Origin of the sequence: Paenibacillus sp. P32E (assembly GCF_001909085.1) — a bacterium.
Classification (GTDB): domain Bacteria; phylum Bacillota; class Bacilli; order Paenibacillales; family Paenibacillaceae; genus Paenibacillus_AQ; species Paenibacillus_AQ helianthi.
Window position 1 is genome coordinate 289,811 of record NZ_LVYY01000001.1, and the last position, 20,748, is coordinate 310,558.

Consider the following 20,748-nt stretch of genomic DNA (forward strand, 5'->3'; position numbering starts at 1 on the left):
TAGGAATTAATTTACTATACTATAACATTTGATGTTAGTTTTATGCATAAGTTTCTCTTGTCTACAGTAGAATTCTATAGTAATGTTATACATTAAATAACAACAATGGTTTTTTAATCCCAAATTTATTCCGCTATGTGTTAGATATGGGTTAATGTTTCTATCTTTTGTGAGGTAAGTCACTTTCCTTTCATTTGACCTTTGTTCAATTTTTAAGTGGAAGAGAGGTATCGTCTTGATCCAGCCTATTTTGAAAATTGAGGATCTTCATACGCATTTTTTTACCGGCCGGGGCGAAGTGCCGGCTGTGGACGGGGTTGATCTGTATATTAATCCGGGTGAGGTTCTGGGTGTGGTAGGAGAATCGGGTTGCGGTAAAAGTGTTACTTCGCTGTCCATTCTGAAGCTCGTTCCGAATCCGCCGGGTAAAATAGTGAGCGGACATATTTGGCTAAAGGGCCGGGATATCGTGCCGCTGAAGGAAAAAGAACTGCGGAAAATCCGCGGTGACACCGTATCCATGATTTTTCAGGAACCCATGACTTCCCTTAATCCTTTGTTTACCGTCGGCCAGCAAATCATAGAAACCGTCCGGCTGCACCGGGGGCTGGCCAAGAAGGATGCCCGTGCACATGCGGTGGATATGCTTCGCAAGGTAGGCATTCCACGGCCGGAGGCTATTATTGATGAGTATCCGCATCAATTGTCAGGAGGGATGCGGCAGAGGGTGATGATTGCGATGTCGATCTCCTGCAGTCCCGAACTGCTCATTGCCGATGAGCCGACAACGGCACTCGATGTGACGATACAGGCACAGATTCTGGACCTGATCCGCAAGCTCAACGAGGAGCAGGGAACGGCGGTTATGCTAATCACTCATGATCTTGGCGTGGTTGCGGAAATGTGCCACAGGGTTGCCGTAATGTATGCCGGCAAGGTGGTGGAGGAAGGCAGCGTGCGGGATATTTTCAAGAATCCTCTGCACCCTTATACTCGAGGGCTTATTGAGTCGGTTCCAAGAATGGGTGAAACCAAAGAGCGGTTGTACTCCATTCCCGGGAATGTCCCTATCCTGAGCAAGGAGATGCAGGGATGCCGGTTCGCGCCCCGCTGCCCGAATAGGATGGAGATCTGCCGTCAATCGCTTCCACAGCTCAAACTGCAGGAAGAGAACCACAGCTGCAGATGCTGGCTGCATGATAATCAACGGGAGGATGCGGTATGAGTGAGAGCCTGCTGGAGGTCAAGAACCTCAAAAAGTATTATCCAATCCACAAAGGCTTCTTCAATAAGACTGAGGTGTATGTGAAGGCTGTAGATGATATTTCCTTCGCTGTCAAACCAGGTGAGACCTTTGGCCTTGTCGGGGAAAGCGGCTGCGGCAAATCAACAACCGGACGTTCATTGCTTCGTCTGATTGAGCCCACGGCGGGAGAAATCTGGTTTGAAGGCCAGGATATTACGAAGCTGTCTATGGAAGAGATGCGGAAGCGCCGGAGGGAAATGCAGATTGTTTTCCAGGACCCGTTCTCTTCACTGGACCCGCGTAATACCGTGCAGCGCATCCTCGAGGAACCGATGATTGTGCATGGCGTAGGCAATGCGAAGGAACGGCGGGCTTCAGTGGAGCGGCTGGCAGATGTTGTCGGTCTGGCCAAGGCTCACCTTCAGCGATATCCGCATCAGTTCTCCGGCGGCCAGCGCCAGCGGATCGGGATTGCCAGAGCGCTTGCACTGCAGCCGAAGCTGATTATTGCTGATGAGCCCGTATCTGCCCTGGATGTGTCTATCCAGTCCCAGGTCATTAATCTAATGCAGGATTTGCAGAAGGAATTCGGACTAACCTATATATTTATAGCCCATGACCTCAGTGTGGTGAAGCATATTTGCGATCGTGTCGCCGTAATGTACCTGGGACGGATTGTGGAAATCACCGACAAGAATAAGCTATATGACCAGCCGGAGCATCCTTATACTCAGGCGCTGCTGTCTGCAGTGCCTGAACCTGATCCGGATATCCGTAAGGAACGGATTATTCTGCAGGGGGAAGTGCCTAGCCCGGCAAATGCGCCAGTAGGCTGTGCTTTTAATACCCGTTGCCCGCGGGTGATGGATATTTGCCGTAACGTAAGGCCCCCGCTGCTGGAGACGGGGGCCGGGCACTTGACCGCATGTCATTTGTATTCCACAGGGGCCAAGGCTCATTTAGCCTAGAGTGTACAGCAGGAAGACTATTCCTTAATCAATCATTAGCCCTGGTTTATGGCTGCACTTTGACGCAGCTCCATATAAACGTTTTAACACTTTAAATGGAAGAAGGGAGCTTTTTAGAGATGAAGAAATGGAGTAGTCTTGCACTGGCAGTAACGCTGGGGACGGTTTTGACATTAAGCGGCTGCGGAGGTAACAACAACAATTCTGCAGCAGAAGCAACTACCGGCTCGAATGCGGCGGCGACCACCGCACCGGAGAACTCTCCTGAATCGGCAGCAACGCAGGATACATTGATTGTGGGACGCGGCGGCGACTCTGCCTCGCTGGACCCGGCTATTGTGACCGACGGCGAATCTCTGAAGATCGCCCATCAGGTATTCGACTCTCTATTGGAGTATAAACCGGGAACTTCTGAAGTGCAGCCTTCGCTTGCTGACAGCTGGGAGGTTTCTGCAGACGGTCTGACTTACACTTTCAAGCTGCATCCGGGTGTGAAGTTCCACGACGGAACGGATTTTGACGCAGAGGCGGTAGTGTTCAATTTCACCCGCTGGAGCGATCCGGCAAGTGAATTCAAATTCGAAGGCGATTCTTTTGATTATTATGATTCCATGTTCGGTCCTGAAGGCAGCCGCGTGATCAAGGGAGTTAAGGCTGTGGATGCGACGACTGTACAATTTACACTGAACCAGCCACAAGCGCCATTCCTGCAAAACATTGCGATGACTTCCTTCGGGATTGCCAGCCCTACAGCTATTAAAGAGAAGAAAGAAAACTTCAAAAATGAGCCTGTAGGCACTGGGCCTTTTGTCTTCACTGAATGGAAGCACAATGATTTCATCACGCTGGACAAGAATCCTAACTACTGGAAAGAAGGACTTCCTAAGCTGAACAAAGTCATCGTTCGTTCTATTCCGGACAATTCGGCACGCTTCAATGCCTTGCAAAACGGCGAGATTGACCTGATGGAGGATTTGAGTCCGGATGATCTGTCTACGCTTGAAGGCAATACTGAACTGCAGAAGATTCAGCGTCCGCCGTTCAATGTCGCTTACCTCGGCTTCAACTTCAAGAAGAAACCTTTTGATAATGTAAAAGTGAGACAAGCGCTGAACTATGCTGTAAATAAACAGGCAATTATCGATGCCTTCTTCTCAGGCCAGGCTACTGTCGCAGTGAACCCTATGCCTCCATCACTGTGGGGCTACAATGATGCTGTGAAGGATTATGAATATGATCTGGATAAAGCCAAGGCGCTCCTGGCTGAAGCCGGATACCCTAATGGTCTGCCGGATACTGTAACGCTGTATGCAATGCCTGTATCCCGTCCTTACATGCCTGACGGCAAAAAGGTTGCAGAAGCCATTCAAGCGGATTGGGAAAAAATCGGCGTCAAAACCGTTATTGAATCCCCGGAATGGGCGACTTATCTTGATGATACCAAAGCCGGAGAAAAAGATGATATCTACATGCTCGGCTGGACAGGCGATAACGGGGACCCGGATAATTTCCTGTACACACTCCTTGATAAGGATGCGATTCCAGGCAACAACCGCACCTTCTATGTAAATGAAAAGCTGCATACCCTCCTGATCAATGCCCAGAAAGAAACGGATCAGACCAAACGTTCCGATCTGTATAAGCAAGCTCAGGAAATCATCAAAGCGGATGCGCCTTGGATTCCACTGGTGCACACCACACCACTGCTGGCTGCCAAGGCCAATCTGAAAGGTTATGTTCCAGGTCCGACAGGTACGGAATATTACAGCGAAATATTTTTCGAATAGTATGCTCCATAAGTATTTCCTTGCCGCCGCTGCCTGCGGCGGCAAGTTATGCTTAAGGAACTCTGGAAGGTGAGCCGAATTTGAACTCCTACCTATTAAAACGCATTATGGTTCTAATCCCTGTGTTGATCGGGATGACAATTATCGTTTTTTCCATTATTCATGCAATACCGGGTGATCCGGCAGAAACTATCCTTGGTCAAAAGGCTACGGAACAGTCGAAGCAGGCGCTTCGGGAGCAGCTCGGTCTGGATAAACCATGGCTGCAGCAGTACTTCAACTATATGGGTGATTTGCTGCAAGGTGATCTGGGAACCTCCATACGGACCAAGACACCGATTGCCAAAGAAATTATGCCTTATCTCGCGGCTACACTGGAGCTTACGGCTGCCAGTATGCTGTTCGCTACAATTGTAGGTGTCAATGCGGGGATTCTGAGCGCTTGGCGGCAAAATTCATGGTTTGACTATACCGCAATGGTTATTGCACTCATTGGCGTATCCATGCCGATCTTCTGGCTTGGGCTGATGGAGCAACTGTTATTCGCGCTGAAGCTGCATTGGCTTCCCTCCATCGGGAGGATGGACCAGCGCAATCCGGTGGAGAGCATCACCAATCTCTACGTAATTGATACCATCATTGCCGGACAGTGGGGACAGCTGTGGACGGTTATTAAGCACCTAATCCTGCCAAGCATCGCGCTGGGCACGATCCCGATGGCAATTATCGCCCGGATGACCCGTTCCAGCATGCTGGAGGTTATGAATTCAGACTACATTCGTACGGCAAAAGCCAAAGGCATGTCGCAATTCATGGTCGTGTATAAGCATGCGCTCAAGAATGCACTGATACCTGTGCTGACGGTAATAGGTTTGCAGACCGGCGCTCTTCTCGGCGGCGCGGTGCTGACGGAGACAATCTTTGCTTGGCCGGGCGTGGGGAGATATATATTCGAGGCGATCAGTTCCCGTGACTATCCGGTGATTCAAACGGGGATCCTGATCATTGCCTTTATTTTTGTTTTGATCAATCTGCTTGTGGATCTGCTCTACGCTGCTATCGATCCGCGCATCAATTACAAGTGAGGGATGAACCTATGGGACAGGCATCAATTCATGCAACGCCTCCGGCTGCTGTACCTGGCGACAAGGTATCCGGACCTTGGCGTGATGCGTGGAACGCTTTCCGCAAGAACAAGACAGCTATGCTCGGGTTAGGCATTATCGTGTTTTTTGTGCTGATTGCATTGTTGGCACCACTCATCGCGCCGTATGGCTTCAAAGATCAGGAGCTGGTTAACCGGCTAAAAGCACCGACTGGTGACCATTGGTTCGGCACGGACGATCTGGGGAGAGATATGTTCACCCGCATTATTTATGGGGCGCGTATCTCGCTGTGGGTTGGTTTCTTCTCAGTCATCGGATCTATTATTGCGGGGACCTTTCTGGGCGTGCTGGCCGGCTTCTACGGGAAATGGATTGATATGCTGATCTCGCGGCTGTTCGATATCCTGCTTGCCTTTCCGAGTATTCTGCTCGCTATTGCTATTGTGGCTATTCTTGGACCTTCCTTGCAGAACGCGCTGTACGCTATCGCAATCGTAAATATCCCTTCCTACGGCCGGCTTGTGCGGGCTAAGGTTCTCTCGCTGAAGTCGGAAGAGTACATTACAGCGGCAAGAGCGATCGGGATGACCAACACCCGTATTCTGCTTACCCACATCCTCCCTAACAGTTTGACGCCAATTATTGTGCAGGGTACACTCGGCATCGCTACTGCAATCATCGAAGCGGCCGCCCTTGGCTTCCTTGGCCTTGGCGCCCAGCCGCCAGATCCTGAATGGGGTAAAATGCTCTCTGACTCGCGTCAATTCATCCAGAAGGCTCCCTGGACGGTGGTGTTTCCTGGTCTGTCCATCATGCTGACTGTGCTGGGCTTCAATCTCATGGGGGATGGCCTGCGGGATGTGCTTGATCCACGGATGAAGAATTAGTGAATTAGTGCCCTTCCATGTGGTCCTTTAGGCGTTCGTTACGCCTAAAGGTCTTTTTTTGTGTTAGTTAAGAAATGCCAATTCCAAACAGCCTAACTACACATATCTAAATATATACAAACATAATCAAACGTATAGATAAACCAAAAAGGATATGCTAAAATAGCATCTAAATATACAAGATACATACATGGGAGGAATGGAAATGTTCAAGAAACTTGGAGTAGTTGTAATGGCTGTGCTGCTGGCAGTGGCTTTGTCGGCGGTACCTGAGAAGCAGGTTGAGGCGGCGAAAAAAACTGAAATTATTATCTCTGCCGCAGCGAGCCTGCAGGACAGTCTCGACAAGATCGCTGTACTCTATGAGAAACAGCATCCTGATATTGATCTTGTGTTCAACTACGGTGCTTCCGGTACGCTGCAGAAACAGATAGAGCAAGGCGCTCCGGCCGATCTGTTCTTCTCAGCAGGGGATAAGCAGATGAAAGCTCTCGTCGATGGCGGACTGGTTTCTGACAATACGGAGCTTTTGAAGAATCAGCTGGTGCTGGTTGTGCCTTCCGATTCCAAGACTTCCATTTCAACGATTACTCAACTTACGGATAAAAGCTTCAAAAAAGTGGCTGTAGGACAACCTGAATCGGTTCCGGCGGGACAATATGCGCAGCAGTCATTGACAGCCAAGAACGTATGGGATACGCTGCAAAGCAAGCTGGTATTTGCCAAGGACGTGCGCCAGGTGCTCTCTTATGTGGAAACGGGAAATGCTGATGCCGGATTCGTCTACAAGACGGATGCACTTACTTCGAACAAAGTGAAGATTGCTCTTACCGTAGGCGCCCATGTACACAAGCCGATTAATTATCCGGTAGGCCTTGTGAAGGAATCGAAGCATCAGGCGGAGGCCAAAGCCTTTTACAGCTATGTTCAGACCAAGTCGGCAAACGATGTCTTCACCAGCTACGGCTTTAAGCTTGCTAATTAACCAAGGGAATCTAAAGTTTAACTTATTTAACATATACACGGGGTGAAGAGCGATGGAGATCAATTGGACTGATTTTTTCGCCCCGGTCTGGCTTTCGATTAAGATCTCAGTCATAACCAGTATCATTGTGTTCCTGCTGGCGACACTGGCAGCCAAGATGATGGCGGGACGGAGGTTTCCTGGCTACAGTCTGCTTGAAACGGTGCTGCTGCTTCCGCTGGTGCTGCCGCCAACAGTGGTCGGGTTCGTATTGCTGGTGATTTTGGGCCGGAGGAGCTGGATCGGGAAGCTGTACGAGCAGTTTACGGAGCACACGATTCTATTCACTTGGGGCGCGGCGGTTATTGCTGCGGTTGTCGTTGCTTTCCCCCTCGTATACCGTACAGTGAAGGCGGGCTTTGAAGGGGTGGAAAAGGATCTGGAAGACGCTGCACGTGCGCAGGGAGCCAGCGAGCTTCAGGTGCTTACATATGTGACGCTTCCGCTCGCCGGCCGCTCGTTGGCAGCCGGATATGTACTTGGGTTTGCTCGCGGGCTTGGTGAGTTCGGAGCGACCATTATGGTGGCTGGCAATATTCCCGGCCGGACGCAGACGGTGCCTACTGCCATTTACGTGGCTGTCGATGGCGGGAATATGACGCTGGCCTGGATGTGGGTATGCTCGATTATTGTCATTTCCGCGCTCATGCTGATGTTCGTTAACCGCCGTTCCTGACAGAGTGAATATAGTATGGGTTATCCATGATAGTATACAGAGCAGATCTTTGGGCAGAGCAGTGCCTACAGACCTGCTTTTTGCTGTGTTATTGTTGATAAGCAGCTCATCGAAGGATACCGGGCGGACAGGCGGGAAATGCTCGGACCTTTAGTGGAAAGATACCAGGATGACTTGTACCAGTTCTGCCGCCACCATACCCTGTAACTGTATGATCTGACCATAAGCTGTTCAAAGAGCTGGAGACGAATAAGGAGGGGGAGGAAGAGCTGCAGATACAACAAACCGGCACCTACAAGCTGGAGATCGTAGGAACCGGAACGAAAGGGAGCTATAAGTTCAGCTACAAAAAGGAAAATAAGGATTCTGAGTAAGCTGGCGGCGATAGAAGTGTATCAAGTTTCGTAAATAACGTTGCCGGTCTCGCTAAGGTCATAGCCATGAATGGAGCTGAGCTCGTTCTTAAAGGCGGTTGAACGTAAAATATCAATAACGGTTCCGATCAGTGCTTCGTGCTCCGGTGTCTTGAGTATCACCAGATCGTACCGCTCCTGGATGAGGGGGATGAAATCAACGCCGTCAATAATCTTGGCGGCTTTTTCTGTGCCGATGCCCACATCAGCTTCTCCCCTGGCGACTCTGCCGGCAATAGCGAAATGGCTGTTCTCCTCGTTGCCATACCCGCTGATGCTGGAGGAAGAGATGCCATGGAGGCGGAGCTGCTCGTCCAGCAGAACCCGTGCTCCTGCACCGCGTTCCCGGTTGATCAGCCTAATTCCGCCCTGCTGCAAATCGGACCAGTTATGGATGCCTTTCGGATTGCCCTTTTGCACATAGAAGCCTGCACTCCGGGACAGCATATGCACTACGATATAAGAAAAGCCGACCAGCAGTCTGCGGATATAAGGCAGATTGTACTCCCCTGTATCTCCGTCCAGCAGATGGGTGCTGACAATGTCGGATTCCCCGTGGTACATCGCAATCAGGCTGTCCAGACTCCCGGCATACGACCGCAGAGGACGGGCAGAAGACTCGCTGCGTTCCAGATGAGTTGCCAAGATGTCCAGTGACATATCCTGCCCGGTAATCACCACATTCACGCCGGCGGCTTTGCCGGAGTGTCCCTGCGTCTGGTTAAACTGCAGCGGCAGGACGGGCTTAGGCATGGACACCGGCGCTTCGGCCAGCCCTGGGGCTGTCATCAGACTTCCGGAAGTACCACTGCGCGAGTTCTGTTTGTATGCCTCCAGGTCGGAAAGATCCACACGCATCTGCTTGCCGACCCGGTAGGAGGGCAACTCCCCTTTTTTGATCAGATCATAGACCTTGAGTTTGGATATCTTCAACAACCGGGCGATCTCCTCGGTTGTGTAGGATGTATTTTCGGACATGGATAAAGCCTCCTAAGGATGAACTGCGGCAGTTCTCTGAATACAGCTATAATAGCTCAAGACTACCTTATTTTAAGTTCCTGTGCAATTCATTCACCTGGGAGGCTGGAGACTTAGAGGAGGCTAAAATGCCAGATGTCTGCGTTGCTTGACCTGCTGGAAATCGGACAGTCCGATCATATCGGAAACGGTGACAAAGCGGAAGCCTTGCTTCTGCAGCTCGGGCAGAATAATTTTCAGTGCCTCCAGGGTTTGCGATTGTCCATGAACATGGTCATGCAGCAGCACGATGTCGCCGCTGTGCGCATTGCGGATCACGCGGTTGGCGATGCTGTACACACCCGGGCGCTTCCAGTCACGTGTATCCTGATGCCAAGACCAGAGCACCGGCGTAAGGCCCATGCTGTTAGAGATGTCGACCAGAGTCTCGTCGTACATGCCGCCCGGCGGCCTGAACAGGCTGCTGTGCCTGCCAGATACCTTCACAATCTCCTTCTCGGTCAGCGCAAGCTCCTCTTGAATCTGCTGTCCGGAGATTGGTTTTTTGAAATAGATATGGTTATAGGTGTGGTTAGCCAATTCATGTCCGTCTGTGATCACCCTTCGGGCGACATCGGGGTAGGCTGCGATTCGTTTGCCGATAGCGAAGAAGGTGCATTTGGCGTTGTACTGACGAAGCACCGCCAGAATCTGATCAGTCGCGGAGGGATCGGGACCATCGTCGAAGGTCAGGGCGATTACTTTTTGGCTGGTGTGCACTTCCCAGATCATGTCGCCTCTCTGCTCGTAATAGTCACGGTTTTTGACAATGGGCTTGCCTTGTGCAGGGTTTGTCATGCCAGAGACTAGTATTATTGCTGCAAGTGCAGCGGCAGTGGTTCTCCAGACGGATTTCATTGGCTTCAGGTCCATTCCACTCTGTATCCGGTACAGGTTATTTGCATTGCTGTTCTAGGATGCGCCAGGACGGATATGAAATATTCATACCTGTCCGAGTCCCCCGATTATTTCTATTTAGGAGTGAAAGTTCCGGGTAAAATGACTATAATGAAATACTAAATACAGAACATGGATGGGGGCAGCGGATATGACACTAATTGAAAAGAGAGAGCACCGGCAATATCCGGAGATTACCCGCCTGGAAACCTCTAGAGCCGCATATGAACGTGATTATTCACGTCTGATTCATTCGCCGACCTTCCGCCGGCTGCAAGGCAAGTCACAGGTATTCGGTGCAGGCACGGGAGACTATTACCGGACGCGTTTGACCCATTCGCTGGAGGTGGCGCAGATTGCCCGTGAGGCGGCCAAAAGCCTGCTGCGCTCCTACCCGGAGGTGGAGACCGGACAAGCAGAGAATCCCGGGCTGGTCATCGATCCGGAAGTGGTGGAATGTGCAGCGATCGCCCATGACTTCGGTCACCCGCCGTTCGGCCACAAGGGAGAAGAGGTGCTCGACAGCATACTGGAGCAGCTTGTGGCGAAGAAGACAGCGGAGGCGGTTCGCAAATCCGGCGCAGGTCCGGTGCAGCAGCAGACGATCCGTGAGAACATGAGACGGCAATATGAGCATTTTGAAGGCAATGCCCATAATTTCCGGCTGATTATGTTCCTGGAGAAACGCGAAAATATCGACGGGCTGAACCTCTCGGATGCGGTGCTGCTGGGGATCAATAAATACCCTTTTCCCGGTACGGTCTTGAAGAAGGGCATGTATCTGCACGAATGGAATTATATCTCGGACATCCGCAGCCAGTGGGGAGTTCCGGAAGGAAAGAAGACGCTCGAAGCCCAACTGATGGACCTTTGTGATGACATCGCGTATTCTGCGCATGATCTGGAGGATGGCATTAAAGCCGGTAAAATTGAGGTGCATGAGCACTTCATGCATGATGCGTATATCCAGAAGCTGATCGTAGAGAAAATCACCACTTTAGAGGATGCCTTCTGGATGGGGTGGAAGGATGCCGACATACACATCAAGGTTGAAGAGGTACTGAGCTCGTTCCTGCGGGTATGGATGGAGAAGATGCCTACCTGTGAGAATGATTATTCCCGTACCCGGCGCGAGGTCAAGGCTTATTGGGTTAGCACCTTTGTAGCCAGCCTTGGTGTCATTGAGGACGGGGACTGGAAGAAGGTTACCTTCATTAAAGATGGTCAAGAGGATGAGGACATGCTGCGGACCGTCAGTGTGCTGAAAAGCTTTGCCTGGGTCACGATGATTCGTGATCTGCGTGTGCAGCGGCTGCAAAAACGCAGCGAGTGGATTCTGCGGCGCTTATGGGAGGCATTCCTGGACCCGGAAGCCTCACGGGCGATTATTCCCAGCGATTGGCTGCAGCGTTTTGAGAAGGATCAGCGTCAGGCTAAGCCCATCTGGACCTGGGAGCATATGGTGATCGATTATATCGCCGGAATGACGGATGCTTTTGCCGAGAAAATATACAATGAGCTGTACGGATTAAAAGTCGGATCGATATATGATCTGGACTAGAATGAAGCTGATCGACGGAAGCTGCTGAAGCTGCTGATCATGAGAGTGAACCTTCCTAAATAAAGTGAGCCGTTCCTGTAAGGGGCGGCTTTTTTCTGGTCTCTTATTTTCTTTTCTGGTCTTTGCTTTAGAATTCTGGTGTTGCCTTGCTCTATTTTGTTATTATATTGTTATTATTTTTGGTTGAGGTGGTTCAGTTGAGCGCCTCCGTTTGTAAAAAGGGGTATTTCTAATACCCCCTTGATATACATAGGTTTATGCGAATGATATCTATTGCTTATCTTCAGTAAATTCAATAATAGATAAAAATTTTAGAAAATATTATAATTTTGTTATTGTTTATTTATGGTTGTAGTGCTAATATTGCCAATGTAGTTATTATGTTTCTTCGTAAAAATGAAAACCCTTACACAAAAGGAGGACAAATGGATGAAGAGATTCAAAAAAGGGTTCACGCTGCTCCTCACCTCCATCATGCTGATTTCGATGGCGGCTCCTGCGCTTGCAAGCGGCAAGGCGGATGAGAAGATGGGAATGCACTGGGCCAAGGACAGTATTGCAAAGTGGCAGGAAAACGGTGTGGTTCAGGGTTACCCTGACGGATCATTCCGGCCGGATAATCAGGTGACCCGGGCTGAGCTGGCCAGCATGGTGAATAAGCTCTTCGGATTCAGCGCTGCGGCGGTGAACCCCTTTGCAGATGTACCGGCAGGAGTCTGGTATGCCAAGGATCTGTCTATCGCCAAACAGGCCGGTTATTATAAAGGCTTCCCGGACAACAAAGCGAAAGCGGATACAAAAGTCACCCGTCAGGATGCCGCCGCTCTTTTTGCAGCAGTGTTCTCGTTAAAGCCAAATACTGGTGCGGCATCTGCCGCTTTCACGGACAGTAGCACTATCAGCGGCTATGCCAGGGAAGCCGTTCAAGCGCTGAACGGAACGCTTAGCGGATATCCTGACGGCAGCTTCCGTCCGGACATTCCCATTACCCGGGCTGAGCTGGTGAGCATCGTTGACAGACTGGTCAGCCGTTACATTAACACGTCCGGAACGGTTACCGGCGGTGCTATTCAGGGCAATGTCCTGATCAACCACACAGGTGCTGTGCTCAAAGACAGTGTGATTTCGGGCAATTTATATTTGGCGCCCGGCATCGGCAGCGGTGAAGCCACCTTGGAGAATGTAACCGTGACAGGTTCCGTATATACTGCTGGAGGCGGAGAGAACTCCATTCATTTCAATCATTCCAAGCTGGCTGCAGTGAATGTCAACCGGCCGGAAGGTAAAGTGCGTATCGCAGACGAGGGCGCTACAACTGTAAGCCGGATGGGAATTGAAAGCGCTTCTATTATTGAGGTGGCCGAGAATGCGGTGATTTCCGAACTTGTAATCGGCAGCGGTGCTGCAGGCACTTCTCTGGCAGGCAAGGGAACGATCAGCAAGCTAGACGTCCGCGCAGCATCCGTTGTCCTGAACGGCCAGCCTCTGGCGGCCGGAATCTATAGTGTTAAGGGCGGAGTGGCTACGGCGTGGACCGCAGCGGGCAGTACTCCGGCTCCAAGCCAGCCGGTTGCCACAGCTTCGCCTGGCAATCCATCTGTAACACCGGTACCAAGCAGCCCGGTGGTCACACCTGCTCCAAGCAGCGGTAACGGGGGAACCGAACCGTCCCCGCGTCTCGTGAATTTGGCAGATGCAGATGCATCGTCTGCTACCCGGTCACTGTTCGCTTATCTGGAAGATATCAGAGGAACAGGCACCCTTTTCGGGCAGCAGCACGTAACCGACGAAGGCCAATCCATCAAGAAGCTTGACGGAACGGAGTCCGATGTGAAAAATGCCGTTGGTGCTCATCCGGCCCTGTTCGGCTGGGATACACTCAGCCTGGAAGGCAAAGAGAAGCCAGGAGTATCAGGGGATGTATATGCCAGTATCGGCAACCTCGTTGCCAGTATGAAGAAAGCCTATGAATCGGGAGGTGTACTTACCCTCAGCTCACATATGCCTAACTTTGTGACCGGAGGCGATTTCTATGACCTTAAGGGCTCTGTCGTCTCACATATCCTGCCCGGCGGGGACAAGCATGCCGAGTTCAACACCTTTCTGGATCATATCGCGGCCTTTGCGAACAGTCTGAAAGACGACAGCGGCCAGCCCATTCCGGTTATTTTCCGCCCGTTCCATGAACAGAGCGGCAGCTGGTTCTGGTGGGGGCGTGCTTTTACAACAGAGGATCAATATAAAGAGTTATACCGGTACACAGTGGAATACCTGCGGGACATTAAGAAAGTGCACAACTTCCTGTATGCGTACTCTCCGGGCGGTGGTTTTGGTACGGATGAAGAGCAGTATCTCGAAACCTATCCTGGTGATGATTATGTAGATATTCTGGGCTTCGACAGCTACTACAACGGGGAAGGGCAAAGCTGGTTCGACGGTGTGGCGACAGAGGCCGCAACGCTCTCGAAGATTGCCGATACGAAGCACAAGGTTGCCGCGCTGACTGAATTTGGCTATCAAAACATGAAGGTGGCAGGCAACTCCACTCCGGATTTCTATACCCGTCTCAGTACGGCGTTAAAATCCAGTCCGGATGCCAAGCGAATGGCCTATATGCTGACCTGGGCTGATTTCACCCCAAGCGAGAACTCTTATGTTCCTTATCCGCTTGTTTCTGGAGAACAGCATCAGATGATGGCCGACTTTAAAGCTTTCTTTAATGATGCGTACACACTGTTCAGCGGCGAGATTAACGGTGCTTATACAAAGCTAGTTACCGCTGCTAAGGAGCAGCCGTTCATGCACATTGCCTCTCCGGCAAATCAGGCGACAGTAACGGAGAAGACGACCCGTATTCGTGTTCGCGTACTAAATGTGGAGCCGTCAAAAGTGGTATATTCCATTGGTGGATCTACTGCGGAGATGCCACTCGTACTGGACCCGGTAACAGGCTTTTATGTGGCAGACTGGTCCCCGGACGCGAAGCTGAACGGTAAGATGGCGACGGTCACGGTGAGGGTATACGGTGAAGGCGGAACCGTATTGTTGGAACAGACGAACACGGTTTATGTAAAAATCAGTGAAGTTCTGCTTGGAGTCTATACATTCGACAATGGCATTGAGGGTGTTCAGAGCAACGGCGGCTATCAGGCGGCAATAGACTCCACCCAGCCGGTTTCGTTCAACGGCAGCGGTGTGCTGAAGGTGAATGCAAGCGGGATGAACCCCGCAGATACTTGGCAGGAGCTGAAGCTGGAGCTCAAAACTGCAAAAACGGTTATAGACAGTGTGTATTTATCAGATGTGACCCGCGTCAAGCTGGAAGCATGGGTTCCATTGTCCGCGCAGCCGGAGAATGGGAAGGCAAGTCTGCAGGCAGTCGTGCAATTGCCTCCGGATTGGAACGGCAAGTATGGGATCGGAACGACACAGGTCACTTTTGCGGATCTGCCAAAAGTAACCATCGATGGCGTGGAATATGTGCATTTCACACCGACTATTGATTTGACTGACGCAGCGGCGCTCCTGGCAGCGGATGATATTGCGGTATCCATTGTGGGCAGTGGACTGGCAAGCGGGAGTATTCCGCTGTATATCGACAATATCGGATTGTACAGCACCTATGTGGAGACCGGAGCTGATCCGGCAATGGTTGACGATTTCGAAGGCTATCTGGGCAGTAACGAGGCGCTGAATACAAAATTTGTGCATGCGGGTGGAGATGCGACCGAAACGGTGCTAGATGCGAATAAGCATAGCGGCAGTTACGGCATGAAGTATACCTATACCCTGGGCACGAGCGGATATTCAGGTGTGACCAAGGCGCTTAACGTGGATTGGTCCGCTTACAATGCACTTCAATTCTGGTATAAGCCGGATGCCAAGGGGCAGAAACTGGTAATACAGATCAATGCCGGTGGCAGCACTTACGAGTACTACCCGGACACGACCACTGACGAGGCTGTACTTGTAACTGCCAAGTTCAGTGAGTTCGTTCCGGCCAATGGCGCTACAGGAACACTGACCAAGACTAACCTGAAGGATGTTCAAAAGTTCTCAATCTACACCAATGCCAGACCGGATGGTACGCAGCTGACATCTTCGATGTACTTTGACGACATTAAGGCGGTTAATGATCCGAATGCCGGAAATGTGCCGGGCGGAAGTACCGGAGGCGGCCTGCCTCTGGGAACCCTGTTTGACTTCGAAGGCTCTGTGCAAGGATGGACATTTGGTGCTAACACTATGGGAGCAAGCCATTTGATATCGGGTACTGACGGAGGCAAAGGGGTACTGAGCGCTGACTATCCGCTTGAGGCGGAGGCCCCGAAGGTCTTCGATCTGAACTTCGTGGGTGATAAGGACCTGAGCAACGGCAGCACCTTGAAGCTTCACGTGCGGGTTTCATCCGGAACGGCCAAGGGCAAGATGTTCCTGAAAAGTGGAGCGAACTGGGACTGGGCCAATACGGATGAAGTGACCTTAACGGATCAATACCAATGGATTTCGCTGGATCTGAATGGATATGACTGGACCGGAAAGGTCAAGATCGATAAGACAATGGTTCGCGCGCTGGGCTTGGAGATATTCTCTACGGACAGTGCAGCTAGCGTATATGTCGATGAAATGATTCTGGAGTAGCAAAAAACTTCATAACAGCACATCGCCCTCGTGCAACCGCACGGGGGCTATTCATATACAATAAATGAGGATAGCCCAGCTGATCCCGGTCCACCTGCAAATATGTCTAATTCCCTATTCCTGAACCTTACATAGTATAAAATTCTTAATTCATTCTTCCGAAATAAAGACTATAGTCTATAGTTTTGCCTATTTATGAAAATGAAAAGTAACAATTGGAAGTTGAAGCTATGTTTTCACAAAGGTTGAGGGGGCGCTGACATGGTTGAGAGGCTTAGGCAGAAAGGTTTTGGGAAGAAAGGTACCTCGGGAAGGTGGAATAGCGGGATCATGAAGCGGGGGGTCGCAAAAGTCAGAGGCAGCATCTCAATAAAGATTGCCTCCGGTTATGTAGTCTTGGCCATTCTGGTTATGGTTCTAGGGGGCGTCTCCCTGTCTCAAATGAAAGGAATGCAGAAGAATACAGGCCAAATCGTCGACGAGATGATTCCTGCGCTGAATCAGATCCACAATATCAATTACTACACAGAACATATTATGTCTGTCAGCATGCAGCATATTTTAGATACCGGGGGTACCGGGAAGGCGAAGCTTGAACAGGAACGTGATTCGTATATCCGCAAGTTGGCTGAAACCATGAAAAGCTACAAGGCTGTCCTCAAGAATGAAGGTCAATTGCAGCAGTTCAATGCTCTCCAGGATAAGTGGGATGAGTATATGACTATCAACAACCAGACGATCAAGCTTAGCGGATCAGGCGATGAGGAGCTTGCCCTGGAAGTCTCGAAAAAAGGGATTGCCGCATTTAACGCCATGCAGATTGATATCGTGAAGCTTGTGGAATCCAGTCAAAAGGAAGCTGCGGATAAAGGAGAGCAGGCTGGTGATATTTACAAGACCTCCTGGACCCTGAGTCTTATCACGCTGGCGATGGTACTGATTGTAATCGGGGGCATCAACATGCTCATCCGGCGGTTGATGATTCACCCGGTGAAGAAGGTGACTATCCATCTACAGCGTATATCCGGGGGTGACTTGACTGCGGAGGATACCCTTATTGGGAATATGGATGAAATCGGCCTCTTGGCAAAGACAGTGAATGACACGAACCGGACCCTTCTGGAAATCGTCAACCGGATCAGAAGCGTTGCCCAGATTATTACAGAACAAAGTGAAGGCTTGGTAAATAACGTAACTACAACCAAGGAAGGGGGCACCCAGATTGCCCTCACCATGGAGGAGTTGGCCAAGGCGGCAGGAAGTCAGGCCGAAGCGGCTGTGGATGCATCCAGAGCTGTAGAAGACATGAACCGGCTGATTGAGAATTTTGCCGGCAAAGGCATAGAACTGTCGGAGCATTCCGAGCAGGTTAGGAAGAAGGGCGATAAAGGTAAGGAATTGATGGAAAGCTCTGTAGCACAAATGGGCAAAATTGCCGAGGTGGTCTCACGGTCCATGGAGGCGGTAGAAGAACTTAATCTCAAGAACGAAGGTATATTCAGGCTGGTGGGATCGATCCGCAGCATTTCTGAACAGACGCATCTTCTGGCGATTAATGCGGCAATCGAGGCTGCTAGAGCCGGTGATAGCGGACGAGGCTTCGCTGTTGTTGCACAGGAGGTGCGCAAGCTGTCGGAGGATGTGCAGCAGACGGTCTCGGAGATTACCGGCATCACACAAGGCATCCAGGATGATTCCAGGGAAATGGTTCAGCAATTACGCAGCGGTGTGGAGAAGACGGAAGAGGGTAGCCGCAAAATCATGGAAACAGGTGAAGCATTGGCCGAAATTAACAAGTCAGTATACGTGATGTCCAGCACCATTGATGAGATGGGCAATGATCTCCAGCAGATGACCGGGGCAAGTGAAACCATGAATGAATTCAGCCAGCACATCTCAGCCCTGGCCCAGGAATCGGCAGCTAGTGTGGAAGAGACTTCGGCATCAGCCCATGAGCAGGTCAGCTCCACCAATGAGGTGGCAACCGGGATAGAACAGCTTAGAACCCTGCTGGGAGAGCTGAAGGAATCAGTTACGCGGTTTCAAGTATAGCAGAGCGGAGCGTTAGCGGATGTTTTGCTGATGCGGAACCTGTTCGTGAACATTGAATAACGGGTGTTGTCCTCGGGAGAGGACAGCACCCGTTATTTGCTTACTCCGTTAATACCGGCGGCTGTAGTCTACCAGATTGCGTGCAGGGGCTCCTGATTTCAAATAGGATTTCATGTTCTCTATAAAAATATCAACCAGCCGGTCCGCATAGCGGTCCGTGGCCCCGGCACAATGCGGGGTGATGATGACCTGTTCCATCCCCCATAGCGGGTGCTCCCGGGGAAGCGGTTCTGTCTCGAAAACATCCAGGCCGGCACCGGCCAAATGTCCGCTGTTCAGCGCCTCCATCAGAGCTTCTGTATGGGTTGTGGCTCCCCGGCCAATATTGATATAATAAGAGCCCTGTTTACAGGCTGAGAAGATCTCAGCATCGAACAGTTGCTTCGTCTCTTCGGTAAGCGGGAGTGTGTTGATCACGAAGTCGCCTTGGCCTACAGCATCTTGAAGTTGACTAGTCGTGTAAACTTCATCGAAGCTGTCCACCGGCTTGCCGGAGCGGCTTACGCCCACGGTTTTCATCCGAAAGGCTTTTGCGATTCTTGCGGTCTCACTGCCAATAGCACCGGTTCCGGCGATAACAGCCGTTTTACCGGTCAGTTCACTCTCATTGCCTTCCGAATGCCAGCGGCGGTTCAATTGATTGCGAACCGCTGTATGCAGATTACGGGTAAAGAGCAGCATGAAGCCGAAAATGACCGCTGCAATCGGCTCCGCGTGCACACCGCTGGCGTTGGTCAGGAGAATTCCTTTGTCCTCCATCGCATCAAGAGGAAGCTTCTCGATCCCCGCCGACCAGGTCTGCACCCAGCGCAGCGGAGACTCGGGCTTCAGCAGCGTGTCTCTAACTCCTTTGCCCCAGCCGATAACAATTTCGGCTTCGGCAAGCATGGCAAGATCGGGATCTTTGCTGTTTCCAAGTATAAGGGAATAACCTGGAGCGGCTTCGCGGATTAACTCTTGCTGCCGTGGTGAAAGAGTGTGCAAACAAACAATGGATTTCGTCAAGATGGTTCCCTCCCGTTATACTATTTAATAATAAGTTGTCAGAATTCCCCCACTTCTAAAGTGGTGGGATGAATGTAAACGGTCTTTCTAAAGGAAATGAACATCCATGCATGCGAACATTTGTGCTATAATAAATTCGGAAATTCCTGGAAAGGAGTTGCGTGGCATGTTCGTACATAAAGCGTATAAGTACCGGATTTATCCTAACCCCGAGCAACAACAATATCTGGCCAAGGTGTTCGGATGTGTCCGGTTTATCTACAACAAAATGCTTGCGGATAAGATCGAACACTATCAACAAACGGAGAAAATGCTCCATAATACACCTGCCCGGTACAAGAAAGAATTCCCGTGGCTGAAAGAAGTGGACAGCCTTGCATTAGCAAACGTTCAGCTCCACCTGGAGAAAGCCTATATGCATTTTTTTCGGGATAAGAACGTGGGTGTCCCTAAATTCAAAAGCAAGAAGACGAACAACCATAGCTTCACAACGAACAATCAAAACGGAACGATAGCCATTGAAGAGGGAACGATTAAAATTCCGAAACTAAAGACAAGAATCCGAATCAAGGTCCATCGTCCATTCACCGGGCGAATCAAATCCTGCACCCTATCCAAAACACCATCAGGAAAATATTTTGCTTCCGTACTGGTGGAAACAGAACGAATCCCTCTGCTGAAAACAGAAAAGAAAATTGGGGTGGATCTGGGACTAAAAAACTTCGCGATAACTTCGGATGGTGAAGTGATCGTAAATCCGAAACATCTACGTCATTCGGAACAACGATTAGCCAAGCTGCAAAAGGACTTGTCGAGAAAGAAAAAAGGGAGCAATAACAGAAATAAGGCAAGGCTGAAGGTTGCCAAGCTTCATGAAAAAATAGCGAATCAACGTAAAGACTTCTTGCACAAAACGTCCACCCAAATGATACGCGATAACCAAGTGATCGTGATGGAAGACCTGCGTGTAAAGAACATGATGCAGAATCACAAATTAGCGAAAGCCATCTCCGAAGTATCGTGGAGCCTGTTCAGAGAAATGCTGACCTACAAATCAGAATGGTACGGTAGAGAATTGATGATTGCGCCTAAACACTTCGCAAGTAGTCAATGTTGTTCCTGCTGTGGCTACAAAAATGCAGAAGTGAAAAACCTTGCAGTACGAGAATGGACTTGTCCTGAATGTAGTGTACAACATGACAGAGATGTAAACGCAGCTAAAAACTTACTACAATTAGCCATATCATAGGGCAACGATTGGGCTAGGAACTAGCCTATAAGCTTGGGTAAACTTGGAGCAGTAGCTCTATTGACCAAGAAGCACCCACCTCTTAGGTGGTGTGTAGTTCACTAGGGCTGTCTGATTCTGTATAGAATAAGGATAACAAATCTACCCTGAAAGGTGAAA

Annotated in this window: 14 protein-coding genes; 11 read left to right on the forward strand and 3 right to left on the reverse strand. The window is 50.3% G+C overall.

Annotated elements, in window-relative coordinates; all coding sequences use genetic code 11:
- Window positions 1-235: 235 nt before the first annotated feature.
- The 7 genes from A3848_RS01005 to modB all read left to right on the forward strand — a co-directional run bounded on the left by A3848_RS01005 (window position 236) and on the right by modB (window position 7,694).
- Entirely contained in the window at window positions 236-1,225 is a 990-nt protein-coding gene (locus A3848_RS01005) for an ABC transporter ATP-binding protein (RefSeq protein ID WP_074083085.1), read from the forward strand.
- Window positions 1,222-2,214: an ABC transporter ATP-binding protein gene (locus A3848_RS01010; protein ID WP_074083086.1), complete on the forward strand. Its 993-nt coding sequence runs from the start codon at window positions 1,222-1,224 to the stop codon at window positions 2,212-2,214. Before A3848_RS01005 ends, A3848_RS01010 begins: the two co-directional genes overlap by 4 nt.
- A 119-nt stretch (window positions 2,215-2,333) precedes the next feature.
- Window positions 2,334-4,001 (forward strand): ABC transporter substrate-binding protein, encoded by a 1,668-nt coding sequence (locus A3848_RS01015; protein WP_256702112.1) that lies wholly within the window; start codon window positions 2,334-2,336, stop codon window positions 3,999-4,001.
- 80 nt (window positions 4,002-4,081) lie between these two features.
- Window positions 4,082-5,086 carry an ABC transporter permease gene (locus tag A3848_RS01020; RefSeq protein ID WP_074083088.1) on the forward strand — a complete coding sequence of 335 codons (1,005 nt, stop codon included), beginning with the start codon at window positions 4,082-4,084 and terminating at the stop codon, window positions 5,084-5,086.
- A gap of 11 nt (window positions 5,087-5,097) precedes the next feature.
- Complete coding sequence (locus A3848_RS01025; protein ID WP_074083089.1) at window positions 5,098-5,994, forward strand: ABC transporter permease; 897 nt, start codon at window positions 5,098-5,100, stop codon at window positions 5,992-5,994.
- A gap of 205 nt (window positions 5,995-6,199) precedes the next feature.
- On the forward strand, window positions 6,200-6,979 hold the full coding sequence (modA, locus tag A3848_RS01030) for a molybdate ABC transporter substrate-binding protein (RefSeq protein WP_083611834.1): 780 nt from the start codon (window positions 6,200-6,202) through the stop codon (window positions 6,977-6,979).
- 52 nt (window positions 6,980-7,031) lie between these two features.
- The gene (modB, locus tag A3848_RS01035; RefSeq protein WP_074083091.1) at window positions 7,032-7,694 is read left to right on the forward strand and encodes a molybdate ABC transporter permease subunit; all 663 of its coding nucleotides are present in this window, start codon (window positions 7,032-7,034) and stop codon (window positions 7,692-7,694) included.
- 395 nt (window positions 7,695-8,089) lie between these two features.
- Here the strand turns inward: modB and A3848_RS01040 are convergent, their stop codons facing one another.
- Both A3848_RS01040 and A3848_RS01045 read right to left on the reverse strand, forming a co-directional pair.
- A complete protein-coding gene (locus A3848_RS01040) occupies window positions 8,090-9,085 on the reverse strand; it encodes a helix-turn-helix transcriptional regulator (protein ID WP_074083092.1) in 996 nt (331 codons plus the stop codon).
- 123 nt (window positions 9,086-9,208) lie between these two features.
- A complete protein-coding gene (locus tag A3848_RS01045) occupies window positions 9,209-9,922 on the reverse strand; it encodes a polysaccharide deacetylase family protein (RefSeq protein ID WP_256702113.1) in 714 nt (237 codons plus the stop codon).
- A gap of 250 nt (window positions 9,923-10,172) precedes the next feature.
- Between A3848_RS01045 and A3848_RS01050 the strand changes: the two genes are divergently transcribed.
- From A3848_RS01050 to A3848_RS01060, 3 genes are all read left to right on the forward strand, one after another.
- Entirely contained in the window at window positions 10,173-11,582 is a 1,410-nt protein-coding gene (locus A3848_RS01050) for a deoxyguanosinetriphosphate triphosphohydrolase family protein (protein ID WP_074083093.1), read from the forward strand.
- A 429-nt stretch (window positions 11,583-12,011) separates the two neighbouring features.
- On the forward strand, window positions 12,012-16,223 hold the full coding sequence (locus A3848_RS01055) for a glycosyl hydrolase (protein ID WP_074083094.1): 4,212 nt from the start codon (window positions 12,012-12,014) through the stop codon (window positions 16,221-16,223).
- Window positions 16,224-16,484: 261 nt separating this feature from the next.
- Window positions 16,485-18,275, forward strand: coding sequence for a methyl-accepting chemotaxis protein (locus A3848_RS01060; protein WP_074083095.1), 1,791 nt, complete (start codon window positions 16,485-16,487; stop codon window positions 18,273-18,275).
- A gap of 108 nt (window positions 18,276-18,383) precedes the next feature.
- On the opposite strand, the gene A3848_RS01065 is transcribed toward A3848_RS01060, so the two are convergent.
- Window positions 18,384-19,340, reverse strand: a complete 957-nt coding sequence (locus A3848_RS01065; RefSeq protein ID WP_074083096.1) for a D-2-hydroxyacid dehydrogenase — start codon at window positions 19,338-19,340, stop codon at window positions 18,384-18,386.
- Window positions 19,341-19,506: 166 nt separating this feature from the next.
- On the opposite strand from A3848_RS01065, the gene tnpB reads away from it, so the two are divergent.
- The gene (tnpB, locus tag A3848_RS01070) at window positions 19,507-20,589 is read left to right on the forward strand and encodes an IS200/IS605 family element RNA-guided endonuclease TnpB (RefSeq protein ID WP_074083097.1); all 1,083 of its coding nucleotides are present in this window, start codon (window positions 19,507-19,509) and stop codon (window positions 20,587-20,589) included.
- Window positions 20,590-20,748 lie beyond the last annotated feature (159 nt).

Coding starts and splice junctions, on each gene's coding strand:
- A3848_RS01050 (WP_074083093.1), top strand. CDS start 10,173: ATGACACTAATTGAAAAGAGAGAGCACCGGCAATATCCGGAGATTACC.
- A3848_RS01015 (WP_256702112.1), top strand. CDS start 2,334: ATGAAGAAATGGAGTAGTCTTGCACTGGCAGTAACGCTGGGGACGGTT.
- A3848_RS01055 (WP_074083094.1), top strand. CDS start 12,012: ATGAAGAGATTCAAAAAAGGGTTCACGCTGCTCCTCACCTCCATCATG.
- tnpB (WP_074083097.1), top strand. CDS start 19,507: ATGTTCGTACATAAAGCGTATAAGTACCGGATTTATCCTAACCCCGAG.
- A3848_RS01010 (WP_074083086.1), top strand. CDS start 1,222: ATGAGTGAGAGCCTGCTGGAGGTCAAGAACCTCAAAAAGTATTATCCA.
- A3848_RS01040 (WP_074083092.1), bottom strand. CDS start 9,085: ATGTCCGAAAATACATCCTACACAACCGAGGAGATCGCCCGGTTGTTG.
- A3848_RS01045 (WP_256702113.1), bottom strand. CDS start 9,922: ATGACAAACCCTGCACAAGGCAAGCCCATTGTCAAAAACCGTGACTAT.
- modA (WP_083611834.1), top strand. CDS start 6,200: ATGTTCAAGAAACTTGGAGTAGTTGTAATGGCTGTGCTGCTGGCAGTG.
- A3848_RS01060 (WP_074083095.1), top strand. CDS start 16,485: ATGGTTGAGAGGCTTAGGCAGAAAGGTTTTGGGAAGAAAGGTACCTCG.
- A3848_RS01025 (WP_074083089.1), top strand. CDS start 5,098: ATGGGACAGGCATCAATTCATGCAACGCCTCCGGCTGCTGTACCTGGC.
- modB (WP_074083091.1), top strand. CDS start 7,032: ATGGAGATCAATTGGACTGATTTTTTCGCCCCGGTCTGGCTTTCGATT.